The organism is Vibrio sp. 1562 (assembly GCF_033340155.1).
GTDB lineage: Bacteria > Pseudomonadota > Gammaproteobacteria > Enterobacterales > Vibrionaceae > Vibrio > Vibrio alginolyticus.
In genome coordinates, this window is record NZ_JAWOVY010000001.1 from 352502 (window position 1) to 369174 (window position 16673).

A 16673-nucleotide genomic window follows, 5' to 3' on the forward strand; every position below is an offset into this window, starting at 1 on the left:
AACGGAGTGTTTTTATGACCTTAAAGCGGTTTCTGGTAACTTTGATTCCTTTGACGGTTCCACTGTTTTCACCAAATGCATTGGCCGTAGACAAGCAGATGTCATCCGCCATGAAAAGTAAAATGCGGTCTATTTGCTCCGCAACAAACGAACAGACCCATTGGCAACTTGCTGAGGCAACTCCTGACGCCAGACGCTCACTCAACATGGTGCTTTATCAAATGAATGCCGATGATAAATTGAAAGCAATTCATGAGGTGAGAACGAAAATGGTCGGCGGCACCCATTATGCGTTTGAGTTCGAGTTGCAAGATGGTCAAGTCTGGAATGCAATTGTATTGCACAGTGCCCGAGGCGATTACATGATAGAAAGACACGCAAAGAAAGGGGAACTCTGCCCTAAAGATGGCAACTCCTAAATCCCAGATTCAAATACAATAAAGGCGACCGTTACGTCGCCTTTGTTTTTTACGTCGCCTTTGTTTTATACCGTTTTCGCCTCTATCTTTTCATTCACTTTATCGCAAATGTACTCCCCAATGGGCATCGCAGATGTCGCTGCGGGTGAGGGTGCGTTGCAAACGTGCAGGCTTCTTGCGCTCTCGGCAAACAAAAAGTCATGAACCAAAGTGCCATCGGATAACACCGCTTGCGCACGAATACCCGCAGGATATGGTTTGAGATCATCGACCTTGATGCTTGGGCAGTATTTATTGACCAGCTTGAGATAACCCGGCTTCCACCACGAGTTCTTAAACTCATCCAGTCCGGTTTTTAGATGCTTTTGTGTCACCTTCCAAAAGCCGGAGAAACTGAGCATTTGCATGGTATCTTGCAGGCTAAAGTTAACCTTGTCGTACCCTTCTCGCTTCCAGCCTTGCACCGCGTTTGGACCAACGGTCACACTGCCATCAATCATGCGAGTCAGGTGGACACCTAAGAATGGCAAATCAGGGTCGGGAATTGGGTAAATAAGATGATTCACCACTTGGTCGTGTTTGCTATCTAAGCGGTAGTATTCACCACGATAAGGGATAATTTGGAAATCGGTTGGAATACCCATCATCTTAGTCATACGATCCGCCATCAAGCCGCTGCAAGTGACCAAGAATTTGGCATTGAGCTGCATGGTTTGCCCGTCTGCAATGCAGGTCAATTGAACTTCTTCGTCTTTCTCTTCGGCAGCCACCACTTTGGTTCTCAGGCTGATTTGACCTCCGAGCTTTTTGAACTCTTCCGCCATCTGCTCAGTGACCAAACGATAGTCCACAATACTGGTGGTTTTGACATAAATCGCGCCCAAGCCTGTGATGTTTGGTTCAGCCAGTTTGAGTTGAACTTCATCGAGTAGCTTTACGTCGATGCCGTTGACATGGCAGCGCTCATAGAGGGCATTCATGCGTTCGACTTCTTGCTCATTAGTCGCAACCAACAACTTGCCACAGTTCTCCACCGGAATATCGTGCTCAGCACAGAACGAAATGGTTCGCTCTACCCCACGCTTACAAAAGTCGGCTTTTAAACTGCCCGGAGCGTAGTACACCCCGGCATGAATCACGCCACTATTGTGTCCGGTTTGGTGCTTGGCAAAACCGGACTCTTTCTCAACCAATAAAATGGATTTGTCTGGATGACGTTGCTGCAGTTGCCATGCTGTCGACACACCAACGATACCGCCACCAACAATGATGTAGTCATAGACTGATTTCATACGACCTCTTATAAAACCGATAGTTGAGATTGTTGCAATTTGAACTTGCGACCACTGTAAATGAACACCGCGACAAATACCGCACAGCTTGCCACACGAACCAACATTGGGATGTCGTGCCAAACCAGCAATGTACCCACCAGTACCAACAAGAGACGCGTCAGAATGTTTAGAGGACCTTCCAAGTAGCCTTCAATCGCACCAATCAATGCATAGGTTCCGATGATGGCGAAGAAGCCCACGGTAATTACCGACGTTACATCCCAACTTACTAAGCCTGTGTAAGCAATCAGCAGCGGTACAAGATACAAACCTTTAGCGATTTTCCATGCCATCAAACCGGTACGCATTGGCGGTGTTTTAGCGATGGTTGCCGCAGCAAAGGCGGTCAAACACACTGGAGGCGTTACGTTGCTGTCTTGCGATAACCAGAAGATGATGAGGTGAGCAGCCAGCAATGCCAAGCCTACCGCTTCCATACCCAAACTTTGCTCTAGTAGGGTTTCCATAAAGTCAGCAGGTACTAGCGCCACCATTTCTTTCGCGGTTTCCAACGCCATTGGCGCATTAAGCAGTTCCAGCTTTTCTGGCGCCGCCAACATAAAGATGGCTTTTGCTTGTTCAGGCAATTGACCCGATACCATCAATTCAAGCAATTGGTTTTCTGCAATCAACTTGTAAAGCGCAGGGGCAGACAGTGTTCCCAATACAATATACGCCGCTGTTACAGGTAAACCCATACCCAAAACAAGAGAAGCGAGTGCAATCAGAACGATCATGATGAACAAGTCGCCATTCGCCCAACCGTCGATCATCAGTGAGAACGTGTTGCCGATACCCGTTGTGCTGATCACATTGATCACCAGACCAATACCCACCAGCAATACGGCAGTTGTCGCCATGTTTTTCGCGCCTTGCGAAAGTGCTTCGATGATCGCTTTTGGTCCCATCTTGTGATCTTTCGAGAACCAAGACGCCACCACTACTGAAATGATCGATAAGCCAGCAGCGTAAGTTGGAGTAAAGCCTTGAACCAACAAAGTAACCAATACCACCAGTGGGATAAGGTTGTGCCAACCGCTGATCAACACTTTCAATAGAGATTCATCGCTGGTCGTGATTTTTTGAACACCGCTGCGTTTGGCTTCTATACGCACAAAGAACGCAACAGACAAGAAATAGATAAGAGCAGGAATGAAAGAAACTGCGATGATATCGACATAAGGAATTTGCGTGTAAGACGCCATGATGAAAGCACCCGCGCCCATCACTGGTGGCATCAACTGACCACCTGTCGACGCCGCAGCTTCAACCCCCGCTGCAAAGCGCGAAGGGAAACCCGCTTTTTGCATCAAAGGAATACTGATAACACCGGTGGAAACCGTATTTGCCACACTTGAGCCCGATACTGAGCCCATCAATCCCGAACCAATCACCGCAATAAAACCGGGACCACCGATGATTTTGCCTGCCGCAGCTCGTGCCACATTGATGATGTAATCACCTACACCAGAACGAACGAGAAACGCACCAAACAGAATGAACATGAATACGAATGTCCAACTGATGCGCGAAATAGAGCCAAACATACCCTCAGAAGAATAGAAACTGCGGTAGAGCAAGGTTTCCATGCTCAAACCCGGGAAATGGAAAATGCCTGTTGCCCACTTACCCCAAAGCACAACGTAACTCAGACACACCACAATCAGCACTGGAATAAACCAGCCCATGGTGCGTCGGATAAGCTCAATCACAATCAGGATTGCCATGATGGCGAAGACCCAATCGCTGGTCACGAACTTCACGCCACGTTCGTAGAGCGCATCTTCGGCATAGGGAATGTAGAGCAAACACGCGACCGCACCCATAGCAATTAACACATCGATACCGAGTGCAATCTTACTCTGCTTGAGAGAGATATGAGCCGGATACCAAAGCGCACAAATCACCGCAAAGCCAGCAAAGTGGGTAGCGGATATCCATAACTCTGGTAACGTCGATAAGGTGTTAAACCAAATGTGCAAAGCAGACAACACAACGCCAAACACTGTAATTGTGGTGGTTACCCACGGAAAATCAGTGCGCGTGGGCAGCTCAAACTTCTGCAATTCCTTTTCTATTGAGTCGCTCATCTCATACTCCAAGCTCTGGCGGCTTTTTCCATCTTAGAAATCGGTAGGGATAAAATGCCCCGAGCCGAAACTCGGGGCCAAGTTAGCGTTATTTCGCCATTAGATCTGATGGGATTTCGATGCCCATTTCTTTGTAGTAACGTGCCGCACCTGGGTGAAGAGGCACTGGCAAGCCAGCGATCGCTTTCTCAATCGCCATTGCTTTGGTTGCTTTGTGGATTCCTTGTAGGAAAGGCAGGTTCTCGTAGATCGCTTTGGTTAGCTGGTAAACGTCTTCTTCCGAGATATCTTCACGAACTGCCAAGAAGTTTGGCTGTGCAATGGTGGTAATCGGCTTATCTAGACCCGGGTACGTGTTCGCTGGGATCTCGTACTTCGTCCATAGGTTGTAATTGCCGTTCGCCTCTTTGATTTGTTCGTCAGTAAACGAAAGAATCGAAATGTCTTTACCCAGCGCAGCAAAAGCTTGAGTAACCGCACCAACAGGTACACCTGCAGGCGTGTTCATACCGTCAATGGTGCCGTTTTGAAGTGCGCTCGCACTACCGCCGTAGCCCATGTAAGCAAGATTGAATTTATCAGGGTCGACCTTCAGGCCTTTCATGATTTGGCGACCAGAGTTTTCAGTACCTGAGTTCTTCTTACCGATAGAGAACTTCTTGCCATCTAGGTTGTTCAGGTCAGTCACTGTGCCCGTTTTTGCTAGGTCAGAGCGAACAATAAAGTGCTCAACGTTTTGCCACAGCATAGAGACTGAACGCAGCTGCTCTTGGCGACCGCTTTTCTCATAAGGACCTTCGCCAGACCAAGCCCATGCACCGTAAAGGCCTTGTAGAATCGCGAACTGTGCTTCGTTTTCGTTCAGCAGTTTGACGTTTTCACCAGAGCCCGCAGAGCTGATTGCAGAAAGGGAGAAGTGGTGCTTTGGTGCCAATTTCACTTTGCTTAACGTCGCCAACGCTACGCCCACAGGGTAGTAAGTACCACCTGTCGATGCCGTTGCAAGAATGTAGCTACGATCTTCTGCCGCAGCGTTAGCAGCAATACCAAAAGAAGTCACAGCGACAGCCAAAGCTTTTACCAGCTTATTCATTTTCATTATTACTCTCCGTGTAGTCGTTTCACGATTGGGGATTTACATCATGTTAAACCTTTATTAACAACACATTCCCTAGAGCAATTGAAATGCCAACTTTTAAACCTTTGTATTTATTGAACTAAGAGCTGAAATACATCAAAAATGAGCAAGATTCTGCTGATTTGATAGCAAAGCAATGAGCAAGATCTTGCCTATCTAAGATGAGAAGGTTGTACGCCTAGATCGCAAAAGGTTAATAAAATGTGATCAAGACAAAATAAATGCACGATTCACTAATAAGCAATATTTTGCCGATGCAATTTTGGATTGAACTGCAACTAATGAGCATCTTAACAATAAGAAGAAAAAGCGTATCATTCTAAACTGCTCACTTTATCAGCTAAGGTTTATAGCCTAAACGACTTCAAATAGCACAAAAATACAGCAAAGCAAGCCATGTTACAGAAATGAAAAGTCATTTATTCTGATTTTCAATTTAAAAAGCAGCTCGATCCACCAGTTCAGAAACAAACATTGACCGTATCAACTTATTTTCTACTTCGGGGTTGTACCAATAGCCCTATGTTCGTTAGTGTAACAACACACCAAGGCAAACGTATTCCTTGGTATTTTTTCGTCATTAAGGATTACCCATGTCAGCAACTGCGCAATCACAATTCGCTTTAAAACGCCCATCTGGCGTTGCTGCTGCGATCCTCCTGCTCTCTCTGAAACTGATTCAGAGCTGACAGGCTATATCTAAACTTTCTGTCAGCTTGAGAAGAAGCTGACGGGAACACCACATACTCCTTCCATTCCTTTCAGTTTCTTCCAAGCGAAACATAAGAGGAATAACAATGTTAAGCGCACGTAATATCGCCGCTTTGGGCTTCATGACTTTCGCCATGTACTTAGGCGCGGGTAACCTGATCTTCCCTCCATTTTTGGGTTACCAAGCAGGTGAAAACTTTCTGAGCGGGATGTCTGGCTTCCTCTTGACGGGTGTAGGTCTGCCTGCGATGGCACTGGTGATGGTGGCTATCGTAAACGGTTCAGACAAATTAACCGCCGCCCTACCTAAACCTTTGGCGACCAGTTTTTGGGTGATGGTATTTATTGTGATTGGCCCTGCGTTCGTGATCCCACGTGCAATTACCGTGGCTTACCAATTTAGCTTTGCGCCAATGTTTGGTGATGCAGCTTTGGTGCCTTTCACTATTGCCTTCTGTGCTATCACCATTCTATTTGCCCTATATCCGGGTAAATTGGTCGACAACCTAGGCAAGATCTTAACGCCTGCCTTGATGGCAATCTTGATCATCATGTCTGTGACGGCTTTGGTTTCTCCTGCAGGTGAGCTAACTGCCGCAACGGGACCATACCTATCTGGTGCATTTGCTGAAGGCTTGACCCAAGGCTACATGACCATGGATGCGCTAGGTTCTATCGGTTTTGGTTGGATCATCTTCCGTGCGATTCGCAGCATGGGTGTAGATTGCCCGAAAGCGACCGCAAAATACACGCTAATTGCAGCTTTGATGTACGCGGTTGCCATGGCATTTGTTTACATCTCATTGGCTTACATTGGTTCGACAAGCTCATACTTGGGTTCTGAGTTCAGCAATGGTGGCGACATTTTAACGGCATTCACCTTCAGCCACTTCGGCGCATTTGGCTCACTATTACTAGGTGCCGTGATGGTATTGGCGTGTTTGACTACTGCTATCGGCGTAACCACAGCAGGCAGTGAGTTTTACGACAACACTTTCAGCAAAGTGAACTACAAAGGCTGCGTTATCACGACCATGGTATTGGCTGGTTTGATCGCCAACGTAGGTCTAGAGCAACTATTGGCTATCACATTACCAGCGGTTGTGGCGCTTCACCCAGTAGCGATTGCATTGATGATCATGGCACCAGTGCGCGACAAGATGTCGCAAATCATGGTCGTCGCAACCGCGTTCACTGCTCTAATGTTTGGTTGTGTTGATGCGCTGCACATCCTAGGTTACATGCCAAGTTCCACTGATGAGTGGATGGGTAATTACATGCCTCTGTACAATGACTTTGCTAGCTGGATTGTGCCTAGCGTATTTATGATGATTGTTGGTCTGCTGTTTACGACGAAAACCAACCAAACCGAACAATTCGAGCTGGTGAATGAATAGCCGTTTAACATAAGACATCGCTCAATAAGTGCGTTACTATGTAGCTCGCTTATTGATATCAGGCAAAGGAGTTGCCTGAATGAAAGATTGATATGGGTCGCCTATGGATAATCAGTATCTAGACATCAGAACACTGAACTTTATCGTTATTCTGTTCTCTTGCATTTACTCTATTAGTCTGCTTTGTTATCAATACACTCAGGGTAGAGTCAAAGGCTTAAAAACCTTCTCGATATCACTACTGTTTATTGGTTTAGGCCCTTTTTTACTTGGCTTTAGAGGCTCTGCGCCAGACTGGCTGACCATCGTCATAGCCAACACTCTCATATTAGTCGGCTTCTTGCTTACGCTATATAGCGTAAGCATTTTTCGTCAATATCCTTTAAAATTGGCTCACTGTCTTACCTTGTTAACACCTGTTTTCAGTGGTTCATTTTACTATTTCACCTTCCATGACCCTTCTATCAAAAGCCGCATTATTTATCTGAGCATGTATATTTGTATCGTCACCTTCTTTAGTGGTGTCGCCATGCTTAAAGGTACCCAAAAGGACTTAAAGCTCCCTGTTAAAGCAATGGCTTACTCTTTCTTTGGATTTAGTTTTTTTATGGGATTTAGGGCGCTTTGGAGTACTTTTTCAGGTGAGTTACCAAGTTTTATGGTCGCAGGCCTTATCCATCAGCTGACTTTCTTATTTAGCATCTGCCTGATCGTTGCTTTGAGCTTTAGTATGCTGTGGTTAATTAACGGACGCTTGGTGCAATCCATAAATGATCTCTCTCATTTAGATGCACTCACAGGGCTATATAATCGTCGAGCCATGGAAGAAATCGTTCCAAACTTGGTTAGTAAAGCACATAAAAAAAGCCAAGCAATCAGCATTATTATGACTGATGTCGACAAGTTCAAAGCGATTAATGATCACTATGGTCACACGGTTGGCGACTCCGTCATGGCAACGATCTCCACTATTTTTAAAAAGCATCTTCCTGAGTCAGCCTGCATTGTGCGATTTGGTGGTGACGAGTTCATGATTGTTTTGCTCGAAAAAGCACAACAAGCCAAAATTGTCGCAGAGCAAATTCGCCTTGCGGTCGAAACTGAAACCGCTTTGCAATCATTTAAAACTGAAGTGACCATGAGCTTTGGTATCAGTCAGTTATCTGAGGGGCAATCACTTCAAGAGGCGCTTGCTGAAGCAGACGAAGCGCTATATAGCTCTAAACATACTGGAAGGAACCTCGTTACCTTGTTTGGAGAAGGTAAAGACCTAAATTATAAGTTTGTCCCAGCTCCTGCCAAAAGCGCATAACATGTTTGTTATGCCAATGATTTTACATTAGCTAGAAATCGTACTAAGTATAGTCGGAGCGATTCAAACCAAACTTCTGCATCTTTTGGTTAAGGGTTCGACGTGGTAAATCCAACTCCTGCATCACCTCATTGATGCGTCCATGATGCCTGACTAAAGAATCATGTAGCACCTTACGTTCAAAGTTATGTAGCTGAATCGCCAACGGCACGCCCGCATGCGTCTCTTCAGTTGTTGAGGATGGTCGACTGGAGAGAATTTCCATCACGGAGACGGTTTCATCCAATGCAAAACGCATCGCGACATTCCTTAGCTCACGCACGTTACCGGGCCAAGCGTAAGCAAGAATGGCTTTTCTATCAGCTTCACTCAGTGGACGACTCTCAGGGTTACTTTTCAGAGCAAAGTGTTCAAACAAGATCAACGCGTCTTCTTCTCGCTCACGTAGCGGTGGCAAATAGATCTGCGCCACATTAAGACGATAGTACAAATCCTGACGAAACTCGTCATGATCATTGAGATCTTCTTTCGCGGCGGCGATCACTCTCAAATCAACCGAGATCTGCTGATTACCCCCAACGCGCTCAACCGTATGTTCCTGCAATGAACGCAACACTTTCACCTGCATAGACAGCGGCATACTCTCGATTTCATCAAAGAATAAAGTGCCTTTATCCGCGTATTCCAACTTACCAATGCGCTTTTTACCCGCTCCGGTAAATGCCCCTGCTTCATGCCCAAACAGCTCACTTTCAAACAGGTTCTCAGGAATAGCGCCACAGTTGATTGGCACAAAATGATAGGATCTGCGTTGGCTTTCATTATGCAAACTGGTCGCCACCAGCTCTTTACCACAACCTGTTTCGCCGTAAATGATCACGTTAGTATCAATGCGTGCTAACTTGGCTACTTGTTCTCTAAGCTGTTGCATCACTCGGCTTCGGCCAATCAGCATTTCTTCTAAGCCGCTAACGCTAGATAGATACTCTTGGCGATCTTGAGTAGACGTTTGTGCGCGATAGCTCTCGACCGCTTCGGTTACTCGTTGGGATAAACGCTCAGGTTGGAAAGGTTTCTCAATAAAATCGAACGCACCGTTTTGTAACGCCCCTACTGCCATATCGACGTCACCATGTCCGGTGATCAAGATAACTGGCGTTGGGATGTGATTAGCAATCAGGCTTTCTAGTATCGACAAGCCGTCGGTGTCCGGCAGGCGAACATCACTGACAATCGCATCAAATTCTTGGCTAAGAATGGCCGCTTTCCCCTCTTCTCCTAAACTGAATGCGGTCACGTCGAACCCCGCCAGTTGCAGCCACTGACTGGTAGCCTGACGAACAATGTCATCGTCTTCGATAAGTGCAATTTTAGGGGTGTCGTCAAAAGCCATGAGTTACTACCGTAGGTGGAATAGAAATCGCTCTTTGCTAACGGTAGCAAAAACCACTGAGGAGAAAAGGAGCTAGATCTCACTTCTTGCTTACAAGTCTTTAACATCCAACCAGTTAGGCGCACTCTTTAATGACTCTCGGTGAGAACGCACTAGCTGAACGGAGTCAGTATGCAGCGCAAAAGGAATGGCAAAACGTGGCTTGTGGTCGTAATTGCAGCAGTGCTGATGTTGTCTTGTTATAGCGCCAGCAGAGAGGTTGCTCGTCAATGGTTGAGCGTACAAACTCAAACCGAAGCTCAACAAAAACTGCTCGACTATATCGGTGAAGTTCGCCGTGCACTCAAACGTTTCTACCACTTACCTTACCTCGTCACCAATAACCCAGAAACCATCGCTTTTGTGAAAGGGAATCTGACTTATTACGAACCGTTGCAAACCCAACTGACTCAACTAGATAAAGCCGCCAATACGGAAGGTTGGCTAATCCTGTCTAACTCTGGCGAAGTATTGGTCTCAAGTTTGATCGAAGAGCGCTTTAGCCTGTCTGACCGAAAAGCCATTGTGGAACAAATTCACAACCAAGGCGGCGGTGTTTCCTTGGTGAACAAAACCAAAGGTTCGAGCCCATTGTATTATCTTGCAGCCCCTATCTACGATGGTCTGGATATCGCTGGCATTGTGGTGGTGCAAATCAACCTTAGCCTATTGACCGAACAGACCATTACTAGCCAAGACATCATTACGTTGCAGAACCGTCAGCAACGCTTTTTCCTATCGAGCAGCTCGCTCTATAACGCAGACTGGTTTAACGAACCAAGCAACACCGTTCAGTTAGAAACGCAGCGCTTATACGACAACACCAATATCAGTGTGTGGACGCTCAACCAACAGCGTTATTTTGCACACACCGTTAAATTAGATGATTTGAATTGGTACGTCAGCTACCTCACCCCTTCTAAGCCGATTCAACAAACCATCAATGTGATTGGTTGGAGCGTAGCAGCGCTGCTCTTATTGGTTGTATTGCTCGTCATCATTGGCTTACAACGACGACAAAAGCACATCAATCAACAACGAATTCAAGCTCTGTTGGAAGAGTCCCAACGCCGCTTGAAACAGATGATCAATAAGACCCACGTTGGTTTGCTATTGATTGATGAACAAGGTCAACTGTTCGATCTCAACCCAATGGCGAAACGTTTGTTCTGTTTACCAGAAAGCGTCAATCGACACGCTTTTGCTTGGGAGTTATTCGATGCAGGCAATCCTAATTCCACCACACTTAAGTTGCTCAAGGACTTACCTAAACATAAAGAGCTCGCAGAGATCAGTACGGTCGAAACCATTGCCAGACGCAGTGACGGTAGCGTCTTCCCTGTCTTGTTCTCACTGACCAGTTTCCCTTGGCATGGCGAGCAGTATTTCCTTGCGACGATCATCGACATCAGCAAGCGGAAAAAAGCCGAGCAATCACTGCAACAGGTCAACCAAGAACTGGCGCAGCGAGTAGAAGAGCGAACTCAAGCACTAAAAGAGGCGCAAAGCCAGTTGATTGAATCGAGCAAAATGGCCGCCTTAGGTCGCATGTCGAGCGCGATTACTCATGAGCTCAATCAGCCACTGACAGGCTTGCGTACCCTGCTCACAACAAATGAACTGTTAGCAGAACGTGGCGAAACCGAGATGATGAAAGCCAACAACGTATTGGTGCAGAAGCTGATTGATCGCATGGCAAGCATGACCAGCCAGTTAAAGACGTTCGCCTATAACAAACCAGAAAGCCTACAAGCAATTTCTCTTACCTCCGCACTCGAAGAGACCTTGCGCGTCTATCAATCCCAATTAGATAAGGTGGATGTGCGTGTTCGGGTTCCTCATGACTTACCTAACATCATGGGTGAAGAACAACGACTGCTTCAGGTGCTCGGTAATCTTGTCTCGAATGCGCTAGACGCAATGAACAACACCACCAACCCGCAGCTCAACTTGATCGTCAATCCAACTGTTAATCAGGTCGAACTGATCGTCAGTGACAATGGCTGCGGCGTGTCGAATGAGATGCTTGAATCCATGTTCGAGCCCTTCCAAACCTCAAAGAAAATTGGTGAAGGATTGGGGCTGGGTTTAGCGATTACGGCCAACAATATGCGTGATATGAACGGACAAATTACCGTGCATAAGAATGAACAAAATGGGCTGACTTTCACTCTATTGTTCAAATCAGCCTAGGTTGATATTGATTACAAAATCATCATTAGAACTAAGCATCCCCGCTGTTTGAGAAAAATACGATCTCGATACAAGTATCGAGGTGTCTCCTACACTATTCTCAAGCAATAAATCCACAAACATTTCCTAAATATAAAGAGTGAGAAACATGATTAAGTTTCCTGAACATTTTCTTTGGGGTGGTGCCATTGCTGCAAACCAAGTAGAAGGGGCGTACAACCTTGGGGGTAAAGGGTTATCGACATCAGACATGCTGCCAAACGGTATTTTGAGTCCGCATCAAACCCGTGAAGAACGTACACCGGGTATCAAAGACGTGGCGATCGACTTCTACAATCGCTACCCAGAAGACATCGCGCTGTTCAAAGAGATGGGCTTTAACTGTCTGCGTCTCTCTTTGGCATGGAGCCGCATCTTCCCTAACGGGGACGAACTAGAACCTAACGAAGAAGGTTTGGCGTTCTACGATAAAATTTTTGACGAACTTGCCGAGCATAACATCCAACCTTTCGTAACTTTATCTCACTACGAAATGCCTTACGCACTGGTTGAAAACTATGGCGGTTGGGGCGATCGTCGCGTCATCGAATTCTTCGAACGTTATGCCCGCACCGTGCTGGAACGCTACAAAGACAAAGTGAAGCTGTGGTTAACGTTCAACGAAATCAACATGTCTCTACACGCACCATTTACTGGTGTTGGTTTGCAAGAAGACGCCAGTGAACAAGAGATTTACCAAGCGATTCACCACCAACTAGTCGCCAACGCAAAAGCGGTAAAACTGTGTCAGCAAATCGTACCCAACGGCAAGATTGGTAACATGCTGCTTGGCGCAATCAACTACCCATACACCTGTAACCCTGATGACGTGCTTGCTGCCATGCATGAAAACAACAAGTGGTTGTTCTTCGGTGATGTACAAACACGTGGTCAGTACCCAGGCTACATGAAGCGTTACTTCCGTGAAAACGGCATCGAAATTCAGATGGAAGCAGGCGACTTAGAAGAAATTGCGTCTGCGAGTGTCGATTTCATCTCATTCAGCTACTACGCAAGTGGCTGTGCAAGTGCGGATCCGAAACAGAAAGAAGTAGGTAACATCGTCGATAGCGTACCAAACCCATACCTTGAAAAGAGCCAATGGGGCTGGCTGATCGATCCAAAAGGTCTTCGCGTTCTGCTTAATTTCCTACACGATCGCTACCAAAAGCCACTGTTCGTCGTAGAAAATGGCTTAGGCGCGCGTGATGAAATCGACGAAAACGGTGAGATTCAAGATGATTACCGCATCGCTTACTTGAACGACCATCTTGTACAAGCACATGAAGCAATTTTGGATGGCGTTGAGCTGATGGGCTTCACCAGTTGGGGACCAATCGATTTGGTCGCGAACTCAACTGCTGAAATGAGCAAACGTTACGGCTTTATCTATGTCGATCGTCATGATGATGGGCAAGGAACGCTAGAACGTAAACGCAAGAAAAGCTTTTTCTGGTATCAAGACGTGATTCGTACTTCAGGCGGTTCATTGAAAAGCTAAACCTGTTGTCTAGGTATAAAGTGCAACTAGGCATTCGCCTAAACCATCAAGCCCTGCAATTGCAGGGCTTGAATTTTAAGGTGTTTATTCATTTAGAGATTAAACTGCAATCTCTCCACCGTCTTCACGTCGAATAACCACTGTCGCCGCTCGTGGGCGCACAGAAACACCAGCAGGCGTTTCTTCGGCTGCATCTTCACTGTATGGCCAGTTACCTGGGTGCTGAATATTCACAAACAATGATTTGTAATCAGGGCTGATGGTAAAGCCTGTTACTTCACAACCATTTGGTCCGACAAAGAAGCGTTTCAATTCAGCTTGATTATCCGCACCAATCACAGCTTGATCACCATTCTCATCTGTTAGCTTAGATGGCACAACAGCCAACATTTGATCATTGGTGTAAGACGTGACTTCATCTGCGCCGTTATCAGTCTGAATCCACAAAATACCACGGCCATCAAACGCTAATCCGTCTGGGCTCGCAAACTGGTTTAACTCATTCAAGCCAGAACGGTTGGTATCTGCATCACCATTTGCTGGCGAACCAAACACAAAGATATCCCAAGTAAAGTCAGTTGCTGAAGCACCTTCATCCCAACGAATAACATGACCAAACTTATTATTCAAACGTGGATTCGCAGGATTGGTTTCATCTGTACGGCGCGTATTGTTCGTCAATGTTAAATATAATGAACCCGTGAATGGATCAACCGTACACCACTCTGGTCGATCCATTGGTGTTGCCCCAACTAAATCCGCCGCACCCGCAGTATTGATGATAATTTCAGCCAGTGAATCAAAGTGATCCGCTAACGTACCACCAGCGGTTGTTACGCTATCAAGCGTTAATGGTAACCAAGTACCTGTGCTGTCTTCATTGAAGCGCGCCACATACAGTGTGCCTTCGTCCATGTACTTGTCACCCATCGCCAAGCGGTTATCAGGGTTAGCATCTGCTGGATCCCACACTGCCGCAGATTCAAATTTGTATAGGTATTCAAAGCGAGAATCGTGACCAGAATAAAATACCACTGGTTTGCCTTCTTCAAGCTTACCGAAAGTACAGCCCTCGTGACGGAAACGACCTAGCGCAGTACGTTTCTTCGCACGTGAGTTTTGCGTGTAAGGGTCAATCTCGACAATGTAACCGTGACCATTGGCTTCATTACGGTAATCATCCATCGCACTTGCTCCTGTTGGAGCCACATTAAAGCGAGAGAACTCATCAAGACGCTCTTCTGCATTTCCTGCTAATGTCTCCCACAAGTAGCGTGTGCTTTGGTCATCGACACCAATGCGATCTTGCTCTTCTGTACGAGTCCCGGCATTAACAAAGTAACCTGGCCAGTTCTCTTCACACGTTAAGTACGTGCCCCACGGCGTGTAGCCGTTGCCACAGTTGTTTAACGTACCACGCGCTTGGCTGCCATCTGGCGAGAAACGAGTGACAGTTAAAGATGTGTGGGCCACCGGGCCAGACAAATCCATGACTGTCGCACCAGTATAACGACGGTTTAGTGGATCGGTATCAACCAACTTCCACATGTTGTCTTCCAGTTGAATGCGAACCACTGATACACCGTGCGCGTTAATCTCTTTGCGCACTTCATCTACAATGGTACGTACGCCATTTTCAACCGTCGGACCGTTTGGATGCAGTGCTGATGTGTCGATGTACTCGTGGTTAATACATAACAAGCCATCTGTAGTGCTATCGTTCAATGGGAAAAAATGCATGCCGTCATGGTGCATGCCTAGCGCATTTAACTGATCGGTACTGGTGTTGGTACCATCTTTTTGCCATGCGCTGCCTTGTGCATTAAGTGGTGTTCCCCAAGGTACTAGTACTTGTGCGGTGTAACCTTGTGGAATTGAAACTGCGTCAGTGAGTGAGCCAGGGATAGATTCAAAGTTAAGAACGGCTTTAGATGCGCCCGAACCACTGCTTACTGTACTCCCTGAGTCAGACGAGTTACAACCAGCCAATCCGAAAGCACCAAACGCTGTCATCGCACTGATACCTAAACCACCTTTCAGAATGCTGCGTCGAGATAGGCTCGCTTCTAATACTTCTTCAAATGGTTTGTTTTCACTTTGGTTATAACGCGTCGCGTCAAAGGTTTCCTTGCTCATTTTTACTTTCCCGATCTTATAGTTTAATTAATAAATAAGTGATTAGTTGAACGGCAAGAAGTTTGGATAAGAAAAATGACAAAAGTGCTTAAAACATATGAAACTTGTGTTTCAACAATACTGCAAACTAAACCAACACAGCTAACGAAGCAATTAAATTCTGGTCACATAATCACCAACTGTATCGCTTCATTCTGATTTTACTTGGGCTAAAGTGTGATAGAAGGTATAAGGTGTACGAAATCAAATCATCTACGAGAGATAATCATGAAATTAGACAAGATCGATAACAAGAGCCGTCGTATCCGTAAAAAGCTGTTCTTAGGTGAGTTCGCAATCCTAGGTTTCGAGATCAGCTGTGAAACAGACATTAACGACTTCGACCGTTACGATGCATTCGTTGATGACTTTATCGACTACATTGACGAGCTTGGTCTTTGCTTCGGTGGCGGTGGTCTAGAACTGTTTGAAGGCTTCCTATGTTCTACTGACCGTTACGGCAGTGCGACTGAAGAACAGAAAGCGCAAGTTATCAAATGGTTAGAAGCACGCCCAGAAGTGAAAAGCGCGCAAGCGGGCGAACTAGTTGACGCCAACTACCTGTAACTAAAGGGCAACCTGTAATACGCAGAGCTCAATAAATGGTAGAGAAAGCTGGTCTTAAGACTGGCTTTTTTATTTTTTGAAGAATGTGATATTAAAATTGGGTGCTTGGGAAGTTGCGCGGAGTGATTGTGGCATTTTTGAGCTGGCAATCAACGGGAAACTGCGTTCCACAGCCAGCTCGTGCCTTTAGGTATAATTAACTATGATTTTTTAGCTGGGGCGTCTTTCGTGTCTTTCCAGTATTGAATACGCACACGATGTAGCTGAGCTCTTCTAGTCTTTTTCATAGTAAAGTCCCTCATCTTATATAAGTAACGCTCCTCATGGAGCTTATTGTCTAAGGTCGTATCCCCTTCAATCTATAA

The 16673-nt window shown here is 46.1% G+C and carries 11 protein-coding genes; 6 read left to right on the forward strand and 5 right to left on the reverse strand.

Going from position 1 to position 16673, the window contains the following annotated elements; all coding sequences use genetic code 11:
* Positions 1–14: 14 nt before the first annotated feature.
* Complete coding sequence (locus R7Z49_RS01655) at positions 15–419, forward strand: cystatin (protein WP_318111247.1); 405 nt, start codon at positions 15–17, stop codon at positions 417–419.
* A gap of 65 nt (positions 420–484) precedes the next feature.
* Here the strand turns inward: R7Z49_RS01655 and lhgO are convergent, their stop codons facing one another.
* From lhgO to R7Z49_RS01670, 3 genes are all read right to left on the reverse strand, one after another.
* Entirely contained in the window at positions 485–1711 is a 1227-nt protein-coding gene (gene lhgO, locus R7Z49_RS01660; protein WP_186585527.1) for an L-2-hydroxyglutarate oxidase, read from the reverse strand.
* Between the two features lie 8 nt (positions 1712–1719).
* A complete protein-coding gene (locus R7Z49_RS01665; RefSeq protein ID WP_186585528.1) occupies positions 1720–3843 on the reverse strand; it encodes a TRAP transporter permease in 2124 nt (707 codons plus the stop codon).
* An 88-nt stretch (positions 3844–3931) separates the two neighbouring features.
* On the reverse strand, positions 3932–4942 hold the full coding sequence (locus tag R7Z49_RS01670) for a TAXI family TRAP transporter solute-binding subunit (protein ID WP_005374185.1): 1011 nt from the start codon (positions 4940–4942) through the stop codon (positions 3932–3934).
* Between the two features lie 836 nt (positions 4943–5778).
* Between R7Z49_RS01670 and brnQ the strand changes: the two genes are divergently transcribed.
* The gene (gene brnQ, locus R7Z49_RS01675; protein ID WP_186585529.1) at positions 5779–7089 is read left to right on the forward strand and encodes a branched-chain amino acid transport system II carrier protein; all 1311 of its coding nucleotides are present in this window, start codon (positions 5779–5781) and stop codon (positions 7087–7089) included.
* Positions 7090–7192: 103 nt separating this feature from the next.
* Positions 7193–8401 (forward strand): GGDEF domain-containing protein, encoded by a 1209-nt coding sequence (locus R7Z49_RS01680; protein ID WP_005374203.1) that lies wholly within the window; start codon positions 7193–7195, stop codon positions 8399–8401.
* Between the two features lie 43 nt (positions 8402–8444).
* Here R7Z49_RS01680 and R7Z49_RS01685 read toward each other — a convergent pair whose 3' ends face one another.
* Positions 8445–9794, reverse strand: a complete 1350-nt coding sequence (locus tag R7Z49_RS01685) for a sigma-54-dependent transcriptional regulator (RefSeq protein ID WP_186585530.1) — start codon at positions 9792–9794, stop codon at positions 8445–8447.
* 171 nt (positions 9795–9965) lie between these two features.
* Between R7Z49_RS01685 and R7Z49_RS01690 the strand changes: the two genes are divergently transcribed.
* The gene (locus R7Z49_RS01690; protein ID WP_186585532.1) at positions 9966–12026 is read left to right on the forward strand and encodes a sensor histidine kinase; all 2061 of its coding nucleotides are present in this window, start codon (positions 9966–9968) and stop codon (positions 12024–12026) included.
* Between the two features lie 148 nt (positions 12027–12174).
* Positions 12175–13566, forward strand: coding sequence for a glycoside hydrolase family 1 protein (locus tag R7Z49_RS01695; RefSeq protein ID WP_186585534.1), 1392 nt, complete (start codon positions 12175–12177; stop codon positions 13564–13566).
* Between the two features lie 99 nt (positions 13567–13665).
* Here R7Z49_RS01695 and R7Z49_RS01700 read toward each other — a convergent pair whose 3' ends face one another.
* Positions 13666–15702: a PhoX family protein gene (locus R7Z49_RS01700; protein ID WP_186585536.1), complete on the reverse strand. Its 2037-nt coding sequence runs from the start codon at positions 15700–15702 to the stop codon at positions 13666–13668.
* Between the two features lie 267 nt (positions 15703–15969).
* On the opposite strand from R7Z49_RS01700, the gene R7Z49_RS01705 reads away from it, so the two are divergent.
* Positions 15970–16308: a YggL family protein gene (locus R7Z49_RS01705; protein WP_005374208.1), complete on the forward strand. Its 339-nt coding sequence runs from the start codon at positions 15970–15972 to the stop codon at positions 16306–16308.
* Positions 16309–16673 lie beyond the last annotated feature (365 nt).